The following is a 23,577-nucleotide window of genomic DNA, read 5'->3' on the forward strand; positions in this document are numbered from 1 at the left end:
CATCGTCGCTGCGATAAGAAATACTAGCCTCCGGTCGGCGGCACCAGGCCCATCGATTCGTAAACGTTCACCAGCCGGATGGAAACATCCGCGGTGGCCTGTGCCGCATTCAGTTCGACTGCATAGACACTGCGCTCGGCATCGAGCACTTCGAGCAGTGACAACGCCCCCGCAGTGTACTGCCGACGTGCAAGTTGAGCAGCGCGCCTCGCCGAATCGGCGGCCTGCGACAGTTCCTGTTGTCGGAGCTTACCCTGCGTGTACAGGACCAGCGCCGTCTGCGTTTCCTGGAGTGCCGTGCGCGCGGTCTGCTCGTAGGTCAAATAGGCCTGCTCCTGAACCGCATCGGCCGCGTCGATCGCCGCACGGATCCGGCCGAAATCGATCAACGGCGCCAGCAAGCCCGCGCTTACCGACCAGGTCCGCGAGCCGTTATCGAGCAGATCGCTGACGCGATTGTCTTCTACACCAATCAAGCCCGCCAGCGTGATTCGTGGGTAACGCAAAGCCGCCGCGACGTTCCTTTGTTCCGCCGCCGCGATCAAGCGCCGTTCGGCGGCTTGCACGTCCGGTCGGCGCGCGATGACGTCGGCGGGCGTGAGCAGTACACGTTCGGCGTCGCTGTCGGGCAGCGCGCCTGGGTCGCTCGTCGACGTGGGCAATAGCGGATTCAATGCGTCGGGCGTCGATGCTGTGAGCAGGATCAGGCGATATCGCGCTGACTCGGCGAGCTCGCGAGACTGCGGGATTTGGGCTTGCGTGGTCCGCAACGCGGACACTGTGCGTTCCAGATCCAGCCGACTCGCCATGCCCTGATTGAACCGGGCCTGCGTGATGCGGACCGTTTCCTGCTGAGCCTGCGCGTTTCGCAGCGACAGCTCGGTCTGCACTTGATACAGGCGGAACTCGAGATAGTTGCGAATGACCTCGGCGATCAGCGTCAGTCGGACGCCATCGCGATCGGCCTGCACCGCTTGGAGCTCGGCTTTGGCAGCACGAGCTTCGGCCCGCAGTCTTCCGAACAGATCGATCTCCCAACTGGCAGTCGCGCTTGCTGAGGCGCTGTCCTGAATCGCGGTCGTCTCCGATCCCTGACGACGAGCGCGAGCCCGATCCGCATCGATAGAACCATCGATCTCCGGCGCCAGATTCGCCAGCGCGGCCCGCCGCTGAGCCCGCACCTCCCGCACCCGCGCCTCCGCGACCCGAAGGTCGAGATTGCGCTGCTGAGCGAGATCGACCAGCTGATCGATGGTCGAATCGTCGAACGCCTTCCACCACGTCAACGCCGCCGCATCCGCAGCGGTCGTCGCTCGCTGCTCGTCGACCCACGACGATTGCAGGTCGTCAGGCAGCTGCTTTACCGGCGCGCTACACGCGGCGAGCACGCCGCCTAACGCCACGGCTGATATTGCTCGAGCTATCCGAGTACCTGGGCTCACCTCGCCGCCGCCGAAGGCGGCGTGCGAGCGTCGCGACAGCGATCTGATCGCGAGCATGATATGGCGGCTCATCGCGCCGGCTCCGGATGCGGTAACGCCTCCGGCGTCACGGACTCGCGTTGTTTCTTATGAAACACCCGGTCGAGCGCCAGGTAGATCACTGGCGTCGAGAACAACGTCAGGATCTGACTTATAACCAACCCGCCGAAGATCGCGACGCCCAGCGGCTGACGCAACTCCGAGCCCGTGCCGAAGCCGAGCATCAGCGGAATCGCGCCGAGCATCGCGGCCAACGTCGTCATGATGATGGGACGGAAGCGCACCAGACACGCCTCGTGGATCGCATCGAGCGGCGACAAGCCGTCCTTGCGTTGACGTTCCAGCGCGAAGTCCACCATCAGAATGCCGTTCTTCTTCACGATACCGATCAGCAACACCACGCCGATCAGCGCCATGATGGAAAAGTCCGTCTTCGTCAGCCACAGCGCCAGCACCGCGCCGACGCCAGCGGACGGCAGCGTCGAGAGAATCGTCAGCGGATGCACGAAGCTCTCGTACAGCACACCGAGAATGATATAGACCGCGATCAACGCGCCCAGAATCAACAGCGGTTGCGTCGCCAGCGACTTCTGGAACTCCTGCGCCGTGCCTCGGAAATTGCCGGTGATGGTGCTCGGCATCCCGATCTCCGCCTGCGTGCGCTCGATCAGCGTCACCGCATCGCCCAGCGCCACGCCGGGTGCCAGATTGAAAGAGATCGTGACAGACGGAAACATACCGTCATGCGTAATCGCCAGCGGCCCCGAGGCCGGTGGCTCCATGCGAGCGACGGAAGACAGCGGCACCATCTGGCCAGTCAACGGCGAGCGCAGATAGAAATTCTGCAAGCTCTCGGCGCGACCGCGCTGACTCGGATCGATCTCCAGAATGATCTTGTATTGATTGGTCTCGGTCTGATACTCGCTGATCTGCCGTTGCCCGAAGGCGTCGTACAGCACCTGATCGATATCGGCGGCACGCAGGCCGAATCTCGCGGCAGCGGCACGATCGATGTTCAAGCGAGTGATCGCCGCACCCAACTGCAAATCATCCGAAACGTCACGCAACTGCGCCGTGCCCTGCAGCTCCTCAGCCAGCCGGCGCGACCATTCGGACAGCTCGCGACTCTCCGGCCCCTTCAGCACATACAAATATTGAGCGCGACCGCCGCCCGCACCGAGGTTGATGTCCTGCGCCGTGCGCATGAACACCTCGATACCTGGCACGCCCGACACTTTCGGCCGCATACGGTTAATGAATTCTTCCGAAGACACGTCGCGATCGCCGCGATCCTTCATCACGATGAAGATGCGGCCGCTCGCCATGCTCGAATTGCCCATGCCCGCGCCGACCACATGCGCGACCGCCTGCACCGCCGGATCCTGCGCGATGATGTTAGCGATCTGCTGCTGCTTGACCTTCATGTCCTCATAGGAGACGTCATCGGCACCTTTGGTGGCAGTGAAGAGGAACGCCGTGTCCTGCAACGGGAAGAAGCCCTTCGGCACGAAGATATAACCCACGACCGCCAGCGCGACCGTCGCACCGAATCCAACCAGCACGGTGCGCTGATGCGCGAGAGCCCATTTCAGCCCGCGGTCGTACCGCGCGATCAAGCGCTGCGACAGGTTCCCTTCCGCGTGATGTTTCATCGGCTTCATGAAGCGCGACGACAGCATCGGCGCAAGCGTCAACGACGCCACGACCGAGATCAGAATCGCGACCGTCATGGTCACCGCGAACTCACGGAACAATCGTCCGACCACGCCGCCCATGAACAACAGCGGCACGAACGCGGCGATGAGCGAGAAACTGATGGACACGACCGTGAAGCCGATTTCCGCCGCGCCCTGGCGGGCCGCGTCGAGCATGGATTCGCCGGCCTCCAGATGCCGGTGAATGTTCTCCACGACCACGATGGCGTCGTCGACGACGAAGCCGACCGCGACCACCAGCGCGACTAACGTGAGATTGTTCAAACTGAAGCCAAGTAAGTACATGGCTCCTATGGTTGCGATGAGCGCGACGCCGAGCACCGAAGCGACGATGGCGGTTGCCGATAGCTGTCGCAGGAACACGCCCATCACAACGACCACCAGCAACACCGTCACGATCAGCGTGACTTCGACTTCATGCAACGACGCTCGAATAGTTCGCGTGCGATCGTTGATGACTTCGAGCTCGACGCTGGCCGGCAGCAGCTCACGCAGATGAGGCAGCGCCTCGCGAATGCGGTCGGCCGTGGCCACGATGTTGGCACCGGGCTGACGGCGAATGATGAACATGATGCCGGGCTTGCCGTTCTGCCAGGCCTGCACGTATTCGTTCTCGGCACCGAACGTGACTTTGGCGACGTCGCGCAGGAACACCGGCGCGTTGTCGCGATACGCGACGATGAGATTGTCGTAGTCCGCCGGCGTGAAGATCTGATCGTTGGTCTGCAACGTCGAGACGCGATCCGCGCCGAACAACGCGCCCTTCGCCTGGTTCACACTGGCGGCCTGAATCGACTGGCGCAGATCGGCGAGCGTCAGCCCCAGCGCCGCGAGCTTTTCTGGCGCGGCTTGAATGCGCATCGCCGGCTTGCGCTGACCGTTGATCGGAATCTCAGCGACGCCGTCGATCTGACTCAACTGACGCGCGATCATGGTCTCGGCGATGTCGCTCAACTCGGTGAGCGTCATCAGCTCGGACTGCATGCGCACGACCAGCACAGGACTGTCGTTCGGATTGACCTTGCGCCAGGTCGGCAGGTTGGGCAGGTCCGAAGGCAGCCGGCCGGACGCGGCATTGATCGCCGCCTGCACTTCCTGCGCGGCCACGTCGATATCTTTGTTGAGCACGAACTGCAGTGTGATCTGCGTGCTGCCGAGCGAGCTGGTCGACGTCATCTCGCTGATGCCGGGCACCGAGCTGAGTTGCACTTCCAAAGGAGTCGCGACCGCGGACGCCATCGTTTCCGGGCTCGCGCCGGGCAGATTCGCATTGATCTGCATGGTCGGCAGTTCGGCCTCCGGCATCGGCGCGACTGGCAGCAACGGAAACGCGACGATGCCCAACAGCACGATGCCGAGGGTCAGCAGCGTGGTGCCGATCGGATGTTTGATGAACCAGTCGGAAAGGCCGGGTCGCGTGAGATGAGTCTGCGCGCGACTGCTCGGCACGGGCGGAGTATCGCTCATCGACCGGCGCTCCCTTGCGGGCGCGGCTTCGTTTGCGCTTCGGACACCATGGCCGCCGGACCGTCGACCAATTTCACATGCGCGTTCGGCGTGAGTCGCGAGTGGCCATCGGAGACGATGCTGTCGCCCTTCGCCACACCTGCGGTAATGACCGCGATCTCATCGTTGCTATAGCCGACCTGCACAGGCACGACTTCAGCTTTCTGCTCACGGACCCGGAATACGAACGGACCTTCCAATCCTTGACGCACGGTACGCGCCGGCACGACGAGTGCGTTGTCGCTCACGCCGGTCTGCAAACGAATCGTCACAAACTGCCCCGGCCACAGCATGCCTTGCGAGTTCTCGAACTCGGCGCGCAGACGAATCGTGCCGGTGTTCGCATCGACCTGATTATCGATGGTGGTGAGCTTGCCTTCGGCGAGCAGCACGCCCCCGTCGCGATTGAAAGCGCCGACGTGCGCGAACGGTTTGCCATTGGTCAGCCCCTGCACCCGACCCAACAATTCCTGGGGCAAAGTGAAAATGACGGAAATGGGATCGACCTGCGTGACAGTCACCAGGCCCTGCGCATCGCCGGTCTGCACCAGGTTGCCCGGATCGACGTGCCGCAGACCGACGCGCCCGTTCACCGGCGAAGTGATCTTCGTATACGACAGCTGCACCTGCTGAGCCGCGATAGTCGCTTCGTTGGCGCGAATCGCCGCTTCGAGCTGTTCGACCAGCGCGACTTGTTGCTCGACCGTCTGTCGCGAGATCGCTTCTTCGGCGAGCAGATTGTCGTAACGTGACTTATCCAGATTGGCCGCTTTCAGCTGCGCTTCGTTACGCGCTTTTTCCGCTTCGGCCTGCCGCAGATTGGCCAGGATGGTGCGATCGTCGATGCGTGCGAGCAACTGACCGCGCTTCACTTGCTGTCCTTCCTCGAACAGCACTTCGGTGACGATGCCGCTGACCTGCGGCCGCAGAACCACATTGTGTAACGACTGGACCGTGCCGATACCCGCCGCCAGCTGCGGCACATCCTTTTGCTCGACGGACACGACCGACACAGGCACGGGCGGAGGCCCATGCGGTGGATCGGCTGCCAGCGAGCTGGACAACAACCTCCATGCGAGCAGCACGACGACGGTGACGGACGCGACGGCACCGATGACGGCACCACGAGATTGGGGGAGTCGGATAGACATAGCGGTCGACTGGACAGCCTCTGAGGAGGCCCGCAGCAACATAGCCCAACCGCCGGCACCGGAACATGACGAGCACCTTACGAAGTTGTCAGGAACGCTCGGGCGCTGGGCGGGGGTTGCTGGAAGGGCAATAAGTGACATCTTCCGGGCGAGGATTCGCCCGGAAGAGGCCGGCCCTTGGATAAACGTAGCGCGAGGCTACTGTTCGACAATCGATTGGTACGTGAGCGATCGCGACAGTGCCCGAAAATCGGGCATGTCATCGCCGCGCTGCTGGATCATGCCGACCACGATCAACTGATAGACCGGATCGATCCAAAACCAGGTGCCCGCGTAGCCGCCCCAGAAGTAAGTGCCTTCGCCTCCGTAGCCGCCGGATGCCGCCGGATCTTCGACCACCGCGAAATCCAGACCGAAGCCCGTGCCCGGCCCCATGGTCCGTGCCGACTCGGGCAGCATGTTGGTGCGCATGAGCTGCACGCTGAGCGGCGACAGCACGCGCTGCCCATCGAGCGTGCCGCCATTCAGCAGCATCTGACAGAAACGCATGTAGTCGCTGGCCGTCGACACCAGACCGCCACCGCCGGACGGGAACACCGGCGGCTTGGAATAATCGGCGACGCCAGGATGTTTCACGGTCTTGCCATCCTTGCCGCGGTAATAGAACTCAACCAAACGGTTCCTCTTCGCGGCCGGCACATAGAACGCCGTGTCCACCATCTTCAACGGTCCGAACACATGGTCCTGCAGGAATTCCGGGAACGACTGCCCGGACAACTTCTCGACCAGATACCCCTGCACGTCCACCGACACGCTGTAGTGCCAGCGCTCGCCGGGCTGGAACAGCAGCGGCGTCTTGCCCAGACGTTCGATGAAGGTCTGCATGGGCTGGCTCTGGTCGAACACTTTGTTATCGACGTACTGTTTGTCGACCGCGGTGCCGCCGAAGAAGCCGTAAGTGAGACCGCCCGAATGTGACATCAGCTCGCGCATGGTCATCGGATGATTGCTGGGCACGGTCGTGACCGCGCCATTGGCCGGATCGACCTTCGCGACCTTCAGATCGGCGAACTCGGGAATATATTTGGACACCGGGTCGTTCAGCTGCCACTTGCCCTGCTCGAACAGGATCATCATGGCGACGCCGGTGATGGGCTTGGTCATGGAATAGATGCGGAAGATCGAGTCCTTCTGCATGGGCGCGCCGCCTTCCAGCTCGCGCTTGCCGGCCGCTTCCAGTTGCACGACTTTGCCTTTCCTCGCGACCATGGTCACGACACCCGACACGTCGCCACGCTCGGCGAGGGCTTTCATTTCCGTGGTCAGCCGATTGAGTCGTTGCGACGACATGCCGACGGCTTCGGGCCGGGCGGTGCCGAGATCGGCGGCACCGACGCTGCCGACGACAAACGCAAGCAACAACGAACAAAAGAAGCGACGAGCGAGCTTCATGCGTCCCCCAAAACAGATTGAGATGATGTTCCGGCGCGCCGCGTCCAGGGTCTGCGACGACCGCCGTAGGCGAGTTCGAGTTGGCATCGAGAGTGTAGTCATACGCCGCGACTGAAAGGAACCGCACGCCGCCGGGAGCGCCGCCGGTTTCGCTGTACGGGCCGGCCTCTCGTGATTGACCGGGAGGATGGTCGATAATGGCGGCGTGAACCGTCCAGCCTCTCTACCCATTGAAACGGCATTGCCCGACCTGCGGCGTGCTCTGACCGACCATCGCAACGTCGTCCTGCAAGCCCCGCCGGGCGCGGGTAAGTCGACCGGTGTGCCGCTTGCATTGCTGCCCGAGCCCTGGCGCGGTGACGCTCGCATCGTGATGCTCGAGCCACGACGGCTCGCCGCCCGCGCCGTGGCAACTCGCATGGCGCAGACGTTGGGCGAACCGGTCGGGCGCACGGTCGGCTTTCGAACCCGACTCGAAACCAAGGTGACCAAGGACACGCGCATCGAAGTCGTCACCGAAGGCATTCTCACGCGCTGGCTGCAACGCGACCCGACGCTGGAAGGCGTCGCGCTGGTCATCTTCGATGAGTTTCACGAGCGCAGCCTGAACGCGGATCTCGGCCTGGCGCTGTGTCTCGATGCTCAGGAAACGATACGCGAGGATCTGCGCCTGCTCGTGATGTCGGCCACGCTCGACGGCGCGGCCGTCGCGAAGCTGCTCGGCGATGCGCCGATTATCACATCGGAGGGTCGTGCCTTCCCGGTGACGACGCACTATCGCGAACGACTCGATGTGCGCAGCTCACGTCCCCAATATGAAGACATGGCGCAGATCCTGGCTCGAACCATCTCGCGCGCCATCGAAGATGAACCCGGCGACGTGCTGGCGTTTCTTCCGGGCCAGGGAGAGATTCGTCGCGCGCAGCGTTTCCTGGAAGAAACATCGCTGCCCCCGGGCGTGAGAGTGTTGCCGCTGTTCGGTGAGTTGTCGCCGCAGGAACAAGACGCGGCAATCCAGCCGAGTCGTAGCGGTGAGCGCAAGATCGTGCTCGCGACCAACATCGCCGAGACCAGTCTCACCATCGAAGGCGTGCGCATTGTCGTCGACAGCGGTCAAGAACGGCGCTCACGTTTCGATCCTGTCACCGGCATGGGCCGCCTCGAGCTCGGCAGTATCTCTCGCGCGTCGGCCGATCAGCGACGCGGTCGCGCCGGACGCGTTCAAGCAGGTGTGTGTTATCGACTGTGGAGTGAAGTCGAACACGCAGCGCTGCCGGCACAAACCGCGCCGGAGATTGTCGGCGCCGATCTCGCGCCATTGGCGTTGGAGTTGGCAAATTGGGGAATTGCCGACCCGTCCGCGCTGCGCTGGCTCGATCCGCCGCCCTCGGCGACCTTCGCGCAAGCTCGCGATCTGCTTCGTTCTCTCGATGCCATCGCCGCTGAAGGACGCGTGACCGAACATGGTCGCGCGCTGGCGAGGATGGCAACGCATCCACGACTCGCGCATATGATCGTGAGAGGCGCGGAGCTGGGATTGCAGACCACGGCGCTGCAAATTGCAGCCGTGCTCGGCGAGCGCGACTTCCTGCGCACTCAAGGCCAGGATAGAAACGTCGATCTGCGCTTTCGCGTCGAAGCACTGCGCGGTGAGCGCAGCCTGCCCGCGAACGTCTTCATCGATCAAGGCGCGAAACAACGAGCGCTGCGGAGTATCGATCTGCTCGCGCGCCAACTTGAAAAGCCACGCAAAGACAGTTCGCAGCTGGGCGACTTCGACGTCGGCCGTTTGCTCGCGCTCGCGTATCCCGATCGCATCGCTCAGTCTCGCGGCACCGGCGGACGATATTTGTTATCGAGCGGCCGGGGCGCGCAGTTGCCGCCGGCGCAAAGTCTGTCGCAGGCGGAATTTCTGGTGGTCGCCGATCTCGACGCGGGCGATCGCGAAGCGATGATCCGGCTCGCCGCGCCTCTCACACGCGAGCTGCTCGAAGCCGACTTCGCCAGTCACATCGAGCATCGCGAGCGCTTCGAGTGGAGCTCGCGCGAACAGAGCGTGGCGGCCCAGGATGAACGCTGGCTCGGCGCGTTGAAATTATACGAACGTCGAATCGACAAGCCCGACCCAACCCGGATGCTAGAGGCCATGCTGGCAGGCGTTCGCGAGCTCGGACTCGGCGCGCTGCCCTGGACAAAAACCGCCCGCGCGCTCCAGACCCGACTGATTTTCGCGAAACGATTCGACGAGCGGGCACCGGCACCGTGGCCGGACGTGAGCGATGCGGCACTGATGGAACATCTCGATGAATGGCTGGCCCCGTGGCTCAACGACATGAGCCGTCGCGATCATCTGGCGCGTCTGGATTTGCATGACATTTTGATGTCATTGCTCGACTGGAACGCGCAGCAGCGGCTGGAAACGTTCGCGCCGACCCATCTGGCCGTGCCCAGCGGCTCGCGCATTCCCATCGATTACACCGAAGAGTCACCGACTGTCGCCGTTCGGCTGCAGGAAGTCTTCGGCATGCATGAAACACCGACCGTCGCGGAAGGCCGCGTGCCCCTGACCCTCCAGCTGCTCTCGCCCGCCCACCGCCCCGTTCAGGTCACGCGCGATCTGGTGAGCTTCTGGGCGCGCGGCTACCTGGATGTCAAAAAGGAGCTCAAAGGCCGCTACCCCAAGCATTATTGGCCGGACGATCCCCTCACCGCCCAGGCCACGGCCCGCGCCAAGCCCCGGCCGCGCTGAGCCGGGCCCAAGCGGGTAGAATCGACCCACCACTTCAGGGGGGAACCCATGCTCGTCCGCACACTGCCGTTGCTGTTGCTGACCGTCACTGCCGCGCACGCCGGGACCAAGCTGGAGACCGTGAGCCGCGACCTGTCCGGCGGCAAGGCCACCGCCATCAGCACCTGGGCGCAGGGCGGGATGATGCGGGTCGAGACCAAACCCAATGAGTCGACCATGATCTTCAAGGACGACACGATCTATGCGATCAGCCACAAGGACAAGAGCTACGTCGCCATGGACCGCGCCTCGATGAAACGCATGGCCGAGCAGCTCAACCCGGCGTTGCAGATGCTCCAGGAGCGCATGAAAACCATGACGCCCGAGCAACGCGCGCAAATGGAAAAGATGCTCGGCGCCAAGATCCCGAACGGCGAGGCCCAGCCGGCGCCGGAAATCAAGCGCACCTCACGCAATGACAAGATCAACGGCTACGGCTGTACTTATGTCGAAGTGCGCGAAGCCGGCGTGCTTACCGACGAGCTGTGCGTAGTGCCGGCCAATGCCTTGAAGGGCTCGGCCGAGCTGATGGCTTCCGCCAAGAAAATGTCGGTCCTGGTGAATGACATGATGACCAGCATGGATGCGCCGTGGCTGAAACAGATGGCGCAGAAACAGATCCAGAACTTCGAGGCGATCGGCGGCATTCCGGTGATCAGCCGGCACTTCGTGGACGGCAAGCCGCAGAACGAGACCAGTCTGAGCAGCATCAGCTCGGAGACCGTCGCGGCCTCGATGTTCGATATCCCGGCCGGATATACCAAAAAAGACATGATGGCGCCGCGCTAAGCTTTCAGGCGCGACGCTCAACGGAGAGATCAGTGACTCAAGATATTCAACAGCACATCCTCGCCCTGCACGCACAGCTGGAGCGGCTCGACCGGGACGCGATCGACTCGCGCACGCGCGACTCGCTCATGCTGTTGCTCAACGACCTGACGCGTCTGCTGGGCGCGGCTTCGCTCGACAACGAAGATCACCCGCTCACCGAACGGCTCGAGCAGCTTGCGGTGGGCTTCGAAGCCGAGCATCCGGCGGTCGGCACCGCCGTGCGCCAGCTCATCGACGCGCTCGCCAAAGCCGGCATTTAGGAGGCGCGATGTACGACCAGAACAATGTGTTTGCAAAAATCCTGCGCGGCGAGATTCCGTCGTTCAAGGTTTATGAGGACGCGACGGCCCTGTCCTTCATGGACGCCATGCCGCAGTCGGACGGGCACACGCTGGTGATTCCGAAAGTTGAATCGCGCAATCTCTTCGACATCGCGCCGGCCGCGCTCGCCGATCTGATCAAGGCGACTCAGCATGTCGCGAAGGGCGTGCAACAGGCGTTCAAGCCCGATGGCATGCGCATCATTCAATTCAACGAGCCGGCCGCCGGCCAGACCGTGTTCCATATTCATTTCCATATCCTGCCTTGTTACACAGGCAAGGAAATCCGCGGTCACAACCGGGACTGGGCCGACAAAGGCCTGCTGGCACAGCAGGCTGAAAAAATCCGCGCCGCATTAGCCAACCTGCCACCACGCCAATAAGCCGGCGGTTTCCATGAGCCAGAAAATATATAAAGTTCCCGAGGACTTCGCCGCGCTCGCGCATCTGCGGCTGGCCGACTATCAGCGGTTGTATCAGGAGTCGATGCGCGACCCGAACAGTTTCTGGGCGCGCATCGGTCGCCGCCTCGACTGGATCCAGCCGTACGCGAAGGTGAAGGACACCAGCTTCGACGAGCACGATTTCCGGATTCGCTGGTATTACGACGGCAAGCTCAACGTTTCCGCCAACTGCCTCGACCGGCATCTCACCAAGCGCGGCGACAAGACGGCCATCATTTGGGAAGGCGACGATCCCAAGCTGTCCGAGCGCATCACTTATCGTCAGTTGTATGAGCGCGTTTGCCAGTGCGCCAATGCGTTGAAGTCGCTCGGCGTGAAGAAGGGCGATCGGGTCACGATTTATATGCCGATGATTCCCGAAGCGGCGGTCGCTATGCTCGCGTGCACGCGCATCGGCGCGATTCATTCGGTGGTGTTCGGCGGCTTCTCCGCCGACTCGCTCGCCGGCCGCATTGCCGACTGCGGCTCGAGCGTCGTGATCACCGCGGATGAAGGCCTGCGCGGCGGCAAGCGCGTGCCGCTGAAGACCAACGTGGATCTGGCGCTGACGATGCCGAACACCGATTGCGTCAAGCACGTGCTGGTCGTGAGACGCACGGGCATTCGGGTGCCGATGTATCAGGCCCGCGATGTCTGGTTCGACGACGTCGTGAATTCGCAGCCGAAGGAATGCGCCCCGGAAGTGATGGACGCGGAAGATCCGCTGTTCATTCTTTATACGTCCGGCTCGACCGGCAAGCCCAAAGGCGTGCTGCACACGAGCGGCGGCTATCTCGTCTATGTATCGATGACTCATGAGCTGATCTTCGATCTGCGCGAAGACGACGTCTTCTGGTGTACCGCCGACGTGGGCTGGGTCACCGGTCACAGCTACGTTGTGTACGGGCCGCTCGCGAACGGCGCGACCACCGTGATGTTCGAAGGCGTGCCGAACTATCCGGACAGCGGCCGTTTCTGGCAGTCCGTCGACAAGCACAAAGTCACCTTGTTCTACACCGCGCCGACGGCGATTCGCGCGCTCATGCGCGAAGGCGAAGAGCCGGTCAAGGAATGGTCGCGCAGCTCCATCCGTTTGCTCGGCACAGTAGGCGAGCCGATCAATCCGGAAGCGTGGGAGTGGTATCACCGCGTGGTCGGCGATGGCCGCTGTCCCATCGTCGATACGTGGTGGCAAACGGAAACCGGCGGCTCGTTGATTGCGCCGTTGCCCGGCGCGATCGATCAGAAGCCCGGCTCGGCGACACTGCCGTTCTTCGGTGTGAAGCCGGCCATCGTCGACAACGAAGGCAACACGATTGAAGGCGCGTGCGAAGGCAATCTCGTTCTCACGGATAGCTGGCCCGGGCAGATGCGCACGGTGTTCGGCGATCAACAGCGCTTCATCGACACGTACTTCAAGACATTCCCCGGTCGTTACTTTACGGGTGACGGCGCGCGGCGCGATGAAGACGGTTACTACTGGATCACCGGCCGCGTCGACGACGTGTTGAATGTCGCCGGCCATCGACTGGGCACGGCGGAAATCGAGAGCGCGATGGTCGCGCATCCCAAGGTCGCGGAGGCGGCGGCGGTGGGTTATCCGCATGACCTCAAAGGTCAGGGCATCTATGTCTATGTGACTTTGATCGCCGATGCTCTGCCCAGCGAGGCGCTGCGCACTGAGTTGCGAGATTGGGTGCGTAAAGAGATCTCTCCGATCGCGACACCGGATTTGATTCAGTGGGCACCCGGTTTGCCGAAGACCCGCTCGGGCAAGATCATGCGCCGGATCCTGCGCAAGATCGCGGCGAACGAGCACGATCAGTTGGGCGATATCTCGACGCTGGCTGATCCGAGCGTGGTCGAGAGCTTGGTCCGCGAACGCATGAACCGCCCCGCGGCCGAGCTTGCCGCCGCTCAAGCCGCTGCCGCGCTGGTTGCTGCCGAGAAGGCACCGGCTAAGAAGAAAAAGAAAAAGGCTGAGTAATTCGCCGTCCTAACCAGAGCGCCGCGCCGTCCAGGCGCGGCCGCTCTTGCCCGACCAAGTGTCTGATACAGCTGCGCTGCCGAGCCCGCCTCGCGCCGGCCGCTGCACTCTGCATGGCTGCGTTATTAGCCGGACCGGCGCCGCTCAGGCACGGTGGCCGGTGCCAAACTAATTATTTACTTGGCGGCGGTTAAAACAAGCGCCCCGCGCCAGCCAGGCGCGGGCGGTAGAAATCGTCGTCGAGCATTCGTAGCTCAACCGGGCGTCCGGTCTGGGGGGCGTGCACGAAGCGCCCTTCGCCGGTGTAGATCGCGACGTGCGAGATGCGGCCTTTGATTCGGAAGAACAGCAGATCCCCCGGCTCGAGCTCGTTCAGCGGGACTGGCGTCGCGGCGGAGTACTGTTCGGCTGCGGTTCGGGGCGCGAATATTCCCAGCTGATCGTGGATGAAGCGCACCAGCCCGCTGCAATCGAACGTGGTCGGCCCATTGCCGCCCCACTCGTACGGCGACCCCAGCAGCGAGATCGCACGGATGGCCACTTCATTGCCCACCGTGGTCGCAGGTGCGACCGGCGGGCGGACCGTCGAGGTCGTGGGCGTCGGCGACACGTAGGGCTGCGGCACAGCGCACCCCTGCAGAGTGAGGCTCGCTGCGACCAGCGATAAATAGAGCGCGGGGAAAGCGAGTCGAGCCGTAATGGCCCCGGCGCCCTCGCCAGCGATCGCATGCGGGCGTGCCGCCCGAACGGCGCTCGATGTAAAGACTTGCGTGCGGTTCATAACGATACCGCCTGAAGAATGCCTAACCTCGAAGCTAAGTGCCAGGCACTGAATCGCGCATGAACTGGCACGCGGCAGTTCGCCGCCAACGGCCGGTGCAGCGATTTCAGCGGACGCAATTCAAGATTCCGGCCGCAGCATCTAAAGCGAATGGATGGCGGCGTTCCGGCCGCGCCAGCGAAACCCCTGCGTCAGTGATACTGTTGCGCCCGTTCGCCATCGACCCCGAGACATCATGCGTGGATTGTCAGCCGCTCTATTGTCGTTGATCGCCGCCGGCTCGCTGCAAGCGGCCGAGCGCGGCCCGTGGAGCGAGGTCCAGCCCGACGCCATTCGCAGTCACGTTGAATTTCTTGCAGCCGATTTGCTGGAAGGTCGCGCCACCGCTTCGCGCGGCTACGACATCGCCGCCGCGTATGTCACGTCGCAATTCCGCCAGGCCGGCCTGCAACCGGCCGGCGACGACAAGAGCTATCTGCAAAAGGTGCCGCTGCTGGAAGCGACGCCAGTGCTGCCAGGCTCCTCCGCCGAGCTGGTTCGCGGCAACGATACATACACGTTCGAGTACGGCACCCACTATCTGCCAAGCGCCGACTTCTCCTCGGCCAGCTCCACGCTCAGCGCACCGATGATGTTCGCCGGCTTCGGCATCTCCGCGCCCGAGCTCGACTACAACGACTTCGAGAACATCGACGTGAAGGGCCGCATCGCCGTGATCTTCAGCGGCGCGCCGGCCAAGTTCCCGAACGAGAAGCGCGCGTACTACTCATGGGAAGAACGCAAGCTGTCCACGCTGGTCGACCGCGGCGCCGTTGGCGTCATCACCATCGATTCGACAGCCGACACCAAGCGCACCCCTTGGGAACGTCGCGTCGCCATGAGCTGGATTCCCCAGATGCGCTGGCTCGACGAAACCGGCCAGCCCCAGAACGCATTCCCCGCTTTGAAGCTGCGCTTCCGTTTCAATCACGACGCCGCCGCGCAGCTGTTCGAAACAGCGCAAAGCAATTTCCCCACGGCGCTGGCCGCCTCTGAAGAAGGCACGCCGCAAGGCTTCGAGTTGCCCGGCATGATGACGTTGTCGGCGACCACTGGCCTGCGTAAGACCGAGAGCGCGAATGTCGTCGGCATGCTGCCCGGCTCGGACCCGCAGTTGAAGAATGAATACGTCGTGATCACTGCGCATCTCGATCATCTCGGTCGGGGCACAGCGGTGAATGGCGACGCCGTCTACAACGGCGCGCATGACAACGCCGTGGGCATCGGCGTCATGTTGGAGATCGCCCGCGCGTTGTATGCGTCGAATGCGAAGCCGCGACGCTCGGTGATCTTCGCTGCCGTGACCGCCGAAGAAAAAGGCCTGCTCGGCTCAGACTTCCTCGCGCGCCAATATCAGACGCAGGAAAAGAAGCTGGTCGCGAACATCAACGTGGACATGCCGCTGACGTTTACGCCGGTATTCGATTTCGTGGCCCTCGGCGCACAGCATTCCACGTTGGGAACAGCGGCGAGGCAGGCCGTCGCCGCGCAGGGCTATCGACTGAGCGCCGATGCCGCGCCCGAGCAGGTCAAATTCATCCGCAGCGATCAGTTCTCTTTCATCCGTCGCGGCATTCCGGCGCTGGTGCTGAGCGCGGGTTATCAACCCAGGAACCCGAGCGTCGATCTGGATGAGCTGCGCCGGACCTATCTGGCCACGCACTATCACCAGCCCAGCGACGATCTAATGTTACCGATTGATTACCCGACCGCCGCCGATCTGGCCCGCATCGATTTGCGGATCGCGTTGAGCGTGGCGAATGCGCCGGGCGCGCCGCGTTGGACGAATGGCGATTTCTTTGCGGAGAAATTTTACACGGTGAAGTAATATCCGACCCGCCGCAACTAAGGATGAACGCGCCATGGCAGATCTGGATCAGATCAAAGATGTCGATGTGGATGCCAGCGACCTGGGCCCGCTGAAACAAAGCTTCGACGCCTGCGACAGCAACGGCGATGGCTGGATCGTGAACCAGGAATTCAGCGCGCTGTTACACACGCTGGATCAGGACCTGTCCGAGGATGAATGCCTGCTGGCGTTCGAGCTCACCGACGCGGACGGCGACGGCTCCATCAGCTTCGAAGAATTCATGGGCTGGTGGACCGACTCCCGCTGAAGCGATTATTCGCGCGACAACGAATATTGTTAAAAACCTCCGGCCCGCGATCTGTGACTTCGCTCACACGCGCTGCCGGCCCGCCACGTGACGTAATGCTCAATCCCTGCATGAATTAGGGGCTTACTGCTTTCCCCTAGTCGAACATCAACATCGATGCCCCTAACCTACTGCACTGCTCGTGCCGATAGCGGTGAGTAAGGAGACATCATGAGCAGCGAAATGAGCGAGGCGATGCGCAGCAGCCTGCGTATCGGCGATCCGGTCCGACTCAAAGACAGCGACGTGGATTTGCGGGGCGACGTGTGGCAATTGCGCACGGGCCGCTATGTCGTCGTGCGTTGGCAGGACGAATGTCGCAGCACTCATTCGGAGACGGCGGTCGAATACGACTCCTCGCGCAGCCGGGCCGAGTGGAGCCGGAACATCAGCCACGAAGATCGCGATCGTTGAATAAAAGAAGGCCGCGCCTGTTGAGCGCGGCCTTTGAAGTGCGCAGCCGTCAGCATGGTGTCCGATGGGTTCTCAGCGGGTGCCCCCATCGTCCTGGGGAGGTCCATGTAACGAGTTGCGCAGGGTCCAATTCAATTCAGTTGCGTCACAACGCACCATCAGACGCGCAGGATCCTGAGTATGTTCCGTGATTCAGCTGCGTAAATTTTCGGCGACTACGGATGTTCTCAGGCAGCGTCGATCTGCAACAGCACCTCTCTGACTTTGTGAAACTCCGAAGCCTTGTCGAAGAAATGATCGGCGCCGCACTCTCGGCTCGCAATCCGGTAATCATCGGATGGATGATTCGTAACTACGATGACTGCTTCGGGTCGACTAGCGCTGGCCCGCAATTGCTTCAACACCTGGAAGCCACTGCCGCCACGTAACTGGATGTCGAGGATCAGCACGCGAGGTTGTGACACGCGCATGCCCTCGATAGCGGCAGCGACTGCATCGGCGCTGCCCACCACCTTGGCATTCGGAATGTCACCCACGGCTTCCACCAGCCGCTCCATGACCGCCGGAGAATCCTCGACGATATAGATCGTCAGCTCGGCCCCGGCAGTCATGATCCAACTGTCTCATTCCACCAGTTGGTTGCGGACGGCGTAAGCCGCGATCTCGGCATTACTGCGCATTCCCATCTTCTCGAGGATGCGCGCCCGATACGTGCTCACAGTCTTCACGCTCAGGCCAAGCTCGTTGGCCATCACTGCCGGCGAGACGCCACGCGCGATACGCGTGAACACCTGCAGCTCGCGCTCCGACAGCCGGTTGTGCATCGGGCCCTCTTCATCGGCCGCGCACTCGGAGGCCAGTAACTCGGCCACCAGTGGCGTGATGTAGCGGCGCCCGGTGCCGACCGCTCGCACGGCCTTCACCAGCTCCTCGGGCACGATCATCTTCGGCACGTAGCCGTTCGCCCCGGCCCGCATCAAGCGGACCGCGAAGCTGCGCTCCGGGTGCATGCTCAGCACCAGGATCGCCAGCTCCGGCTGATCGCGCTTCAGTTGCTTCAACAGATCGATGCCGCTCTGGCCGGGCAGTGTGATGTCGAGCACCACGACATCGACCTGCAAGCCATTACGCAACTGTTGAAGCGCATCCTCGGCGGAGCCGGCTTCGGCGACGACCTGCAGATCCTGTTCTTCCGCCAGCATCTCGCGCACACCGGCGCGAAGGATGGCGTGGTCATCGACGATCAATACACGGATCGGCGTGTGCATGGCTTGCAACACGTCCCTGGCCTCGTTCTCCCGAGAGCCTAGTTCGGTTGGGTTCAACATCGTTGTGGTACCTCGGTCATTGCTTCACGGAGGTCGCCCCCCTGCAGGGTGGTGATGGCCACGTCCTGACCGTCATTCAGGCCCTGGTCCATGGCCAGCCCTTGCGCACGGTATGCGTTGAGGCGGTTGTACAAAGTCTTCAGACTCACCCCCAGCAACGCCGCCGCGCGGGTCTTGTTTCCCCCGCATTTCTGCAGCGTCGCGAATATCATCCAGCGCTCCACGTCGGCCAGGTTGGTGCCGACCGGGATGCGTAATGCCACAGGTGCCGGCGCTAGCGTGCGCTCGCTACCCACCCCTGATTCCTCGCCCGAATCCTGGTCATCGCCCGCATAGGCGCGATGATCGTTGTGGGTCGCTCTTTCGACATGATTCTCCATGCGCTCGCTCCTGACGGTCAGCTTTACACTCGTGGCCCGATGGATCACAACGGCATCAGGGGAAGGAAAAGTTCCCAACAAAGTGAAGTTCGTACCGTCAGACGTTTCCTACGTATTGACGCCGACCCCACAATGGCACCCCTTTGGGGCAAAACCCCAGCTTCATGCCGACATCGCAGTCGCATTGGTGGCTGGAATGAACGCCTCGACGATGGTCCCGGTGCCTTCATCCGGTTTTCGGATCTGGAAACGGCCGCCCATCTGACGCATCCGTTCCCGCATGCCCACGATGCCATGCGACTTGGGCTTGCTCAGCGACTCTTCCGCGACCCCGACGCCGTCGTCGATGATCCGCAAGCGAATGCCGCCGTCCTCGCGCGCCAGGATCACCCGCACCTTGCTCGCTTGCGCATGCTTGGCGATGTTGGTCAGCGACTCCTGCGCGATCCGATAGAACGCGATCGACCAGGACGGATCCAGGTCATCGAAGTCCTCTTGCACGTCCACCTCGCAGGGGATGCCGGTGCGACGGGTGAACTCGCGACAATGTGAGCGCATGGCGAAGGCGAGCCCCAGGTTGTCCAGGTGGCTGGGCCGCAGCCCTTCGATGACCTCGTGCTTGAGCTCGACGGTCTCGCTCAACATTTTCAATGCCCGTTGCAGACGTTCCTTCACTTCACGCGCGCCTTCGGGCAGACGGCGTTGAATCCAGTTCAAGTCCATGTTGATCGCGGTGAGATTGCTGCCCAGCGTGTCATGCAACTCGCGCGCGAGCTTGGCCTTCTCCTCTTCGGAGACGCGGATCAAGTGCTGGGACAGTTCGGTGAGCTCGGAGGTGCGCTGCTCGACCTGCTCGTTCAACTCCTGATTCGCCTCAAGCATCGCGTTCTCGGCGGTCTCCCGATCGCGCACATATTTACGAAGTAGTTTGTTCAGGCCAATCAGCACCGCGACCGTGACGACTGTCGTCAGCAATGCCAGCCCGCCGGCGACCAGCAAGTCGCGCAACACCTCTCGACGCAACGCTTCGATGCGTGCGTCCTCCTCCGCCATCATGCGATCGACGATGCCTCGCACCCGATCCATCGTCGTGGTCGCGCGCTCGGTGCCCGCAACGTCAGCCGTGCCGTTCGGCCCAGGCTGCGGACTGCGACTGATCGTTGCCTTCAGGCGGCTGACGGCCGCGGCGGTGAGGCTCTCCAGGTCGGCAATATCTTTTTGCCGGGCGGCGTTATCGGCGGTCAGCGTGCGCAGCTTCTCCAGCTCGCTACGCCAGCTGCGCATCGCTACGTAATAGGGCTCGAGATATCCCGTCTGACCGGTAAGCAAATAGCCGCGCTGGCCCGATTCCGCCGCCGTGATCACCGATTGAAACGTGCTGAGCGAGCGCTTGATCTCGTACGAGCGTGCGTATTGAGCGTGCGAATCGATGGTTGCGCCGACGTTGATGACCAGCAGGGTGGCATTGACCACCAGCAACGCGATCGAGATCACGATCACGATGCGCACGTGCAGCGGCACACCGCCGGACGCCGCCGGCGGTGTGTTCAGGGATGCATTCGGCACCTGCCCGCTCTGAGTAACGTCGCCCATGAACTCCTGTGCACTGACCGCTGTGACCAGCAACGACTGTGAACATTTCTTGGTTCCTTCGTCAGCCGTGGCCGACGGACGCCCCCCATGCCCCTGCTAACAATTGCAAACTGCCATTGCTCCGGATTGTGCGAGGAACCTTGCATTACATCGGCACGTTATCGACGCGAATTCCACGAGGAACCGGCCCTTCCGCAGGAGGATTCCAGCCGGTACGAGTGGTTACTACGAGTGGTTACTTAGTCAACAGACCGCGAGGTCACAGACGAGGATAGTGAGATGACCCGAACCAATATTTATTTGATTCTCGCCGCAGCCGGCCTGGCGCTGGCGGGCTGCAACAAGGCGGAGTCGCCTTCCGAAGTTCAGCATGACGTGACGAATGCACAAGCCGAAGCGCGCAAGGATGTGACAGAGGCGCAGGCCGATGCTCAGGAGAAGATGGCGGATGCGCAGAAGGACGTGGCCGATGCACAGGCTGATCACGACGCGGACGATGTGGCCGATCAGGCCCGCGACGCAAGTGAGACCGCCGCGCAAGGCGATTTCAAAGTCGCCGTAGCACGCGCCGAAGCCACGCATAAGATCGCTGTCGAGAAGTGCGAGGCCCTGCAAGGCAACGCCCAGGAAGACTGCAAAGCTCGCGCCGATGCGGACCTGGAGAATGCCAAGCGTGCGGCCGAAGCGCGTCGCGACGGCGCGGGTTAAGCTAGAGTCAACCAACCAGAACTTTTATTAGTTCAGGAGCGAGGGAATATGGCACGGCAAACCACGGCGGCATTGTTGTTGGCCGCCATCATGGCTTCGACCGTCGTCGGCTGCTCGTCGACCCCGACGCAGCAATCGACCGGTCAGGCCATCGACGATGGCGTCGTCACGGCGAAGGTCAAGGCCAAGCTCATCGAGGATCCGGTGACCAAGGCGCATCAGATCAACGTCGAGACGTTCAAGGGCACGGTCCAGCTGAGCGGCTTCGTCGAGACCGACCAGGCTCGGAACCGGGCGCTGCAACTGGCGCGGGATGTCGATGGCGTCAAGAGCGTCAAGGACGCGCTGGAGATCCGCAAGGGCGGTTAACCCGCCTGCCAGGCGGAAGGCACCGAGGGCGGGTGAGCGATCACCCGCCCTTTTGTTATGTCGTACGTCTGAATCCGAACGATGCGGGGCTGCGTATAACCCAGCGCTTCGCCTTCGAAGCGCCCATTTTTTATGTGAGGGATGGCATCGATGACCCACGGCAAGAAACTCTCTACGCTCGCTCTGGCCACCGCGGCCGCTGTGATGTTCAGCACCGCGCCGCTGACCGCCAGCGCGGCGGATGAAGCCAAGGTGAAATGCGAAGGCGTGAATGCGTGCAAGGGCACCACCGCCTGCGCCACGGCGGCCAATGCCTGCGCCGGCAAGAATGCCTGCAAGGGCACCGGCTTCCTGATGCTGAGCAAGGCTGACTGCGACGCCGCCAAGGCCAAGCTGAAGAAATAATTCAGCTTCAGGCCCGGTCTGATAGGGTCAGGACGGCGCGGTCTTCCGTCAGCGGCCGCGCCGTTTCCTGATCGCTCGAGAGTATTCAGTGCCCAAATCGACTTCTCATCCCCCGCTGGGCTTCGGGCTCGGCGTCCGCCCGACTCATTACGAGGCCTTGCTCGGCGAGCGCAAAGGCAGCGTCAGCTGGCTCGAGGCGCTGACCGAGAACTATCTGCTCCCCGGCGGCAAGCCGCTGCATTATCTGGAACGGCTGCGCGCCGAATATCCAATCGTGCTCCACGGCGTGTCGCTCTCCATCGGCAGCACCGACCCGCTGAATGAAACGTATCTGCGCGAAGTGAAAGCGCTGGCCGACCGCGTCGAGCCCGCGTGGGTGTCCGATCATCTGTGCTGGACCGGCGTCGATGGCGTGAACCTGCACGACCTGATGCCGCTGCCGTTCACGGAAGCGGCGCTCAAGCATGTCGTGTCACGCATCGCCGCCGTTCAGGAACGACTCGGCCGCCGGCTGGTGCTGGAAAACGTGTCGAGCTATGTGAGCTTCACCCGCTCCGATATGACCGAATGGGAATTCCTGCGCGAAATTGCCGAGCGCGCCGACTGTCACCTGCTGCTGGATGTGAACAACGTGTATGTCAGCAGCGTGAACCATAACTTCGATCCGATGGCTTATCTGCGCGGCATTCCGGTGGAGCGCGTCCAGCAGCTTCATCTCGCCGGCCATCGGAACATGGGCAACTATCTCATCGACACGCACGATGAGCCCGTCTGCGAAGCGGTGTGGGCATTGTTTCATGCGGCTGTCGAGCGCTTCGGCCCCGTGTCCACGATGATCGAGCGCGACGACAACATTCCCGAGCTGGAGGTCTTGCTCGCGGAGCTCGAGCGAGCCCGCGACATCACGGCAACCGCGCAGAAATCGAAGTCCGCCGCATGAGCGCTCAACACGACACGCACGCGCTGGCCGAACTGCAGCGGGATTTTCAACGCCATGTCATGCATGGTCACGAGCGCATCGTCGATGCGGTCGACGGCTCGGCGAGCGTGCCTGCGACGCTGCGCCTGAGCATTTATTCCGAAGCGTATCGACTGCGCCTGACCGAGGCGCTGGCGAGCACACTGCCTCGCCTGCAACAGTTGCTCGGCAAAGAACAATTCGCCGAGCTCGCCGGCGAATACATCGATCTGTGCCCGTCGAGCTATCCCTCGATTCGCTGGTTCGGCGATCGGCTGCCGCAACTGCTGACGAAATCGTTTCCCGATCGGCCCTGGCTGGCCGAACTGGCCACCTGGGAGTGGACCATCGCCGCTGCTTTCGATGGCGCCGATGCCGAAGCCGTCGGCATCGACGCGCTGGCTGCAGTCGCGCCGGAGCAATGGCCGTCGCTGACGTTTCAGTTTCATCCGACAGTGCAGGTGCTGGCGATGCACACCAATGCGCCGGTGTTATTCAAGGCGCTGTCGGCGGATGACCCGCCGCCCGAACCCGTCGTCTTCGAGGAGCCGCAGTCCTGGCTGATCTGGCGCGAAGCGCTCAAGACTCAGTACCGCTCGCTGTCACCGGACGAGAGTGCGGCATTGGACGTCATGCGTAACGGCGGCTCGTTCGAAATGCTCTGCGACACGCTGTGCAACTGGCACGACGCCGAGGCCGTGCCCGCCCAGGCCGCCGGTTTGCTCAAGCGCTGGGTGGTCGAGCAAATGATCGTCGGAGTATCCTAGCGGCC

The 23,577-nt window shown here is 62.6% G+C and carries 21 protein-coding genes and 1 pseudogene; 13 read left to right on the plus strand and 9 right to left on the minus strand.

What is annotated here, in order from left to right; genetic code table 11:
• Nucleotides 1-23: 23 nt before the first annotated feature.
• The 4 genes from ACFPN2_RS11140 to ACFPN2_RS11155 form a co-directional block, all read right to left on the minus strand.
• Entirely contained in the window at nt 24-1,514 is a 1,491-nt protein-coding gene (locus ACFPN2_RS11140) for an efflux transporter outer membrane subunit (protein WP_380596675.1), read from the minus strand.
• Nucleotides 1,511-4,663, minus strand: coding sequence for a multidrug efflux RND transporter permease subunit (locus ACFPN2_RS11145; RefSeq protein ID WP_380596676.1), 3,153 nt, complete (start codon nt 4,661-4,663; stop codon nt 1,511-1,513). Before ACFPN2_RS11145 ends, ACFPN2_RS11140 begins: the two co-directional genes overlap by 4 nt.
• Nucleotides 4,660-5,853: an efflux RND transporter periplasmic adaptor subunit gene (locus ACFPN2_RS11150; RefSeq protein ID WP_380596677.1), complete on the minus strand. Its 1,194-nt coding sequence runs from the start codon at nt 5,851-5,853 to the stop codon at nt 4,660-4,662. The genes ACFPN2_RS11145 and ACFPN2_RS11150 overlap by 4 nt, the downstream gene beginning before the upstream one ends.
• A gap of 198 nt (nt 5,854-6,051) precedes the next feature.
• On the minus strand, nt 6,052-7,305 hold the full coding sequence (locus tag ACFPN2_RS11155) for a serine hydrolase domain-containing protein (protein ID WP_380596678.1): 1,254 nt from the start codon (nt 7,303-7,305) through the stop codon (nt 6,052-6,054).
• Between the two features lie 205 nt (nt 7,306-7,510).
• Between ACFPN2_RS11155 and hrpB the strand changes: the two genes are divergently transcribed.
• From hrpB to acs, 5 genes and pseudogenes are all read left to right on the plus strand, one after another.
• The gene (gene hrpB / locus ACFPN2_RS11160) at nt 7,511-10,054 is read left to right on the plus strand and encodes an ATP-dependent helicase HrpB (protein ID WP_380596679.1); all 2,544 of its coding nucleotides are present in this window, start codon (nt 7,511-7,513) and stop codon (nt 10,052-10,054) included.
• Nucleotides 10,055-10,102: 48 nt separating this feature from the next.
• Nucleotides 10,103-10,882 carry a DUF4412 domain-containing protein gene (locus ACFPN2_RS11165; protein ID WP_380596680.1) on the plus strand — a complete coding sequence of 260 codons (780 nt, stop codon included), beginning with the start codon at nt 10,103-10,105 and terminating at the stop codon, nt 10,880-10,882.
• A gap of 32 nt (nt 10,883-10,914) precedes the next feature.
• Entirely contained in the window at nt 10,915-11,184 is a 270-nt protein-coding gene (locus ACFPN2_RS11170; protein WP_380596681.1) for a DUF4404 family protein, read from the plus strand.
• Between the two features lie 8 nt (nt 11,185-11,192).
• Complete coding sequence (locus tag ACFPN2_RS11175; protein ID WP_380596682.1) at nt 11,193-11,627, plus strand: HIT family protein; 435 nt, start codon at nt 11,193-11,195, stop codon at nt 11,625-11,627.
• 13 nt (nt 11,628-11,640) lie between these two features.
• A pseudogene (gene acs / locus ACFPN2_RS11180) lies at nt 11,641-13,581 on the plus strand (acetate--CoA ligase); the annotation flags it as partial.
• Nucleotides 13,582-13,864: 283 nt separating this feature from the next.
• On the opposite strand, the gene ACFPN2_RS11185 reads toward acs, so the two are convergent.
• Nucleotides 13,865-14,455: a C40 family peptidase gene (locus ACFPN2_RS11185; protein WP_380596683.1), complete on the minus strand. Its 591-nt coding sequence runs from the start codon at nt 14,453-14,455 to the stop codon at nt 13,865-13,867.
• Between the two features lie 235 nt (nt 14,456-14,690).
• Between ACFPN2_RS11185 and ACFPN2_RS11190 the strand changes: the two genes are divergently transcribed.
• From ACFPN2_RS11190 to ACFPN2_RS11200, 3 genes are all read left to right on the plus strand, one after another.
• Complete coding sequence (locus ACFPN2_RS11190; RefSeq protein ID WP_380596684.1) at nt 14,691-16,322, plus strand: M28 family metallopeptidase; 1,632 nt, start codon at nt 14,691-14,693, stop codon at nt 16,320-16,322.
• 34 nt (nt 16,323-16,356) lie between these two features.
• Nucleotides 16,357-16,611 (plus strand): EF-hand domain-containing protein, encoded by a 255-nt coding sequence (locus ACFPN2_RS11195; RefSeq protein WP_380596685.1) that lies wholly within the window; start codon nt 16,357-16,359, stop codon nt 16,609-16,611.
• Nucleotides 16,612-16,821: 210 nt separating this feature from the next.
• Complete coding sequence (locus ACFPN2_RS11200; protein ID WP_380596686.1) at nt 16,822-17,064, plus strand: hypothetical protein; 243 nt, start codon at nt 16,822-16,824, stop codon at nt 17,062-17,064.
• A gap of 227 nt (nt 17,065-17,291) precedes the next feature.
• Here the strand turns inward: ACFPN2_RS11200 and ACFPN2_RS11205 are convergent, their stop codons facing one another.
• The 4 genes from ACFPN2_RS11205 to ACFPN2_RS11220 all read right to left on the minus strand — a co-directional run bounded on the left by ACFPN2_RS11205 (nt 17,292) and on the right by ACFPN2_RS11220 (nt 20,365).
• Nucleotides 17,292-17,675, minus strand: a complete 384-nt coding sequence (locus tag ACFPN2_RS11205; RefSeq protein WP_380596687.1) for a LytR/AlgR family response regulator transcription factor — start codon at nt 17,673-17,675, stop codon at nt 17,292-17,294.
• Between the two features lie 12 nt (nt 17,676-17,687).
• Complete coding sequence (locus ACFPN2_RS11210; protein WP_116807151.1) at nt 17,688-18,332, minus strand: response regulator; 645 nt, start codon at nt 18,330-18,332, stop codon at nt 17,688-17,690.
• A 53-nt stretch (nt 18,333-18,385) separates the two neighbouring features.
• On the minus strand, nt 18,386-18,772 hold the full coding sequence (locus ACFPN2_RS11215) for a helix-turn-helix domain-containing protein (protein ID WP_380596688.1): 387 nt from the start codon (nt 18,770-18,772) through the stop codon (nt 18,386-18,388).
• A 162-nt stretch (nt 18,773-18,934) separates the two neighbouring features.
• The gene (locus ACFPN2_RS11220) at nt 18,935-20,365 is read right to left on the minus strand and encodes a CHASE3 domain-containing protein (RefSeq protein WP_380596689.1); all 1,431 of its coding nucleotides are present in this window, start codon (nt 20,363-20,365) and stop codon (nt 18,935-18,937) included.
• 279 nt (nt 20,366-20,644) lie between these two features.
• Between ACFPN2_RS11220 and ACFPN2_RS11225 the strand changes: the two genes are divergently transcribed.
• From ACFPN2_RS11225 to ACFPN2_RS11245, 5 genes are all read left to right on the plus strand, one after another.
• Nucleotides 20,645-21,073 carry a hypothetical protein gene (locus tag ACFPN2_RS11225; protein ID WP_380596690.1) on the plus strand — a complete coding sequence of 143 codons (429 nt, stop codon included), beginning with the start codon at nt 20,645-20,647 and terminating at the stop codon, nt 21,071-21,073.
• 48 nt (nt 21,074-21,121) lie between these two features.
• Nucleotides 21,122-21,442: a BON domain-containing protein gene (locus ACFPN2_RS11230; RefSeq protein WP_380596691.1), complete on the plus strand. Its 321-nt coding sequence runs from the start codon at nt 21,122-21,124 to the stop codon at nt 21,440-21,442.
• A 150-nt stretch (nt 21,443-21,592) separates the two neighbouring features.
• Nucleotides 21,593-21,847, plus strand: a complete 255-nt coding sequence (bufA2, locus tag ACFPN2_RS11235) for a BufA2 family periplasmic bufferin-type metallophore (protein WP_380596692.1) — start codon at nt 21,593-21,595, stop codon at nt 21,845-21,847.
• Nucleotides 21,848-21,935: 88 nt separating this feature from the next.
• Nucleotides 21,936-22,787: an MNIO family bufferin maturase gene (bufB, locus tag ACFPN2_RS11240; RefSeq protein WP_380596693.1), complete on the plus strand. Its 852-nt coding sequence runs from the start codon at nt 21,936-21,938 to the stop codon at nt 22,785-22,787.
• A complete protein-coding gene (locus tag ACFPN2_RS11245; protein WP_380596694.1) occupies nt 22,784-23,572 on the plus strand; it encodes an HvfC/BufC N-terminal domain-containing protein in 789 nt (262 codons plus the stop codon). Before bufB ends, ACFPN2_RS11245 begins: the two co-directional genes overlap by 4 nt.
• Nucleotides 23,573-23,577 lie beyond the last annotated feature (5 nt).

The sequence above is a fragment of the Steroidobacter flavus genome, assembly GCF_042651805.1.
Classification (GTDB): Bacteria; Pseudomonadota; Gammaproteobacteria; order Steroidobacterales; family Steroidobacteraceae; genus Steroidobacter; species Steroidobacter flavus.

Bases quoted from the DNA above. Each gene is read 5' to 3' on its own strand.
- ACFPN2_RS11225 (WP_380596690.1), top strand. From the start codon at position 20,645: ATGACCCGAACCAATATTTATTTGATTCTCGCCGCAGCCGGCCTGGCG.
- ACFPN2_RS11205 (WP_380596687.1), bottom strand. From the start codon at position 17,675: ATGACTGCCGGGGCCGAGCTGACGATCTATATCGTCGAGGATTCTCCG.
- ACFPN2_RS11195 (WP_380596685.1), top strand. From the start codon at position 16,357: ATGGCAGATCTGGATCAGATCAAAGATGTCGATGTGGATGCCAGCGAC.
- ACFPN2_RS11230 (WP_380596691.1), top strand. From the start codon at position 21,122: ATGGCACGGCAAACCACGGCGGCATTGTTGTTGGCCGCCATCATGGCT.
- bufA2 (WP_380596692.1), top strand. From the start codon at position 21,593: ATGACCCACGGCAAGAAACTCTCTACGCTCGCTCTGGCCACCGCGGCC.
- ACFPN2_RS11245 (WP_380596694.1), top strand. From the start codon at position 22,784: ATGAGCGCTCAACACGACACGCACGCGCTGGCCGAACTGCAGCGGGAT.
- ACFPN2_RS11175 (WP_380596682.1), top strand. From the start codon at position 11,193: ATGTACGACCAGAACAATGTGTTTGCAAAAATCCTGCGCGGCGAGATT.
- ACFPN2_RS11150 (WP_380596677.1), bottom strand. From the start codon at position 5,853: ATGTCTATCCGACTCCCCCAATCTCGTGGTGCCGTCATCGGTGCCGTC.
- ACFPN2_RS11155 (WP_380596678.1), bottom strand. From the start codon at position 7,305: ATGAAGCTCGCTCGTCGCTTCTTTTGTTCGTTGTTGCTTGCGTTTGTC.
- ACFPN2_RS11190 (WP_380596684.1), top strand. From the start codon at position 14,691: ATGCGTGGATTGTCAGCCGCTCTATTGTCGTTGATCGCCGCCGGCTCG.
- ACFPN2_RS11220 (WP_380596689.1), bottom strand. From the start codon at position 20,365: ATGGGCGACGTTACTCAGAGCGGGCAGGTGCCGAATGCATCCCTGAAC.
- ACFPN2_RS11185 (WP_380596683.1), bottom strand. From the start codon at position 14,455: ATGAACCGCACGCAAGTCTTTACATCGAGCGCCGTTCGGGCGGCACGC.
- ACFPN2_RS11145 (WP_380596676.1), bottom strand. From the start codon at position 4,663: ATGAGCGATACTCCGCCCGTGCCGAGCAGTCGCGCGCAGACTCATCTC.
- ACFPN2_RS11165 (WP_380596680.1), top strand. From the start codon at position 10,103: ATGCTCGTCCGCACACTGCCGTTGCTGTTGCTGACCGTCACTGCCGCG.
- ACFPN2_RS11210 (WP_116807151.1), bottom strand. From the start codon at position 18,332: ATGCACACGCCGATCCGTGTATTGATCGTCGATGACCACGCCATCCTT.
- ACFPN2_RS11140 (WP_380596675.1), bottom strand. From the start codon at position 1,514: ATGAGCCGCCATATCATGCTCGCGATCAGATCGCTGTCGCGACGCTCG.
- ACFPN2_RS11215 (WP_380596688.1), bottom strand. From the start codon at position 18,772: ATGGAGAATCATGTCGAAAGAGCGACCCACAACGATCATCGCGCCTAT.
- ACFPN2_RS11200 (WP_380596686.1), top strand. From the start codon at position 16,822: ATGAGCAGCGAAATGAGCGAGGCGATGCGCAGCAGCCTGCGTATCGGC.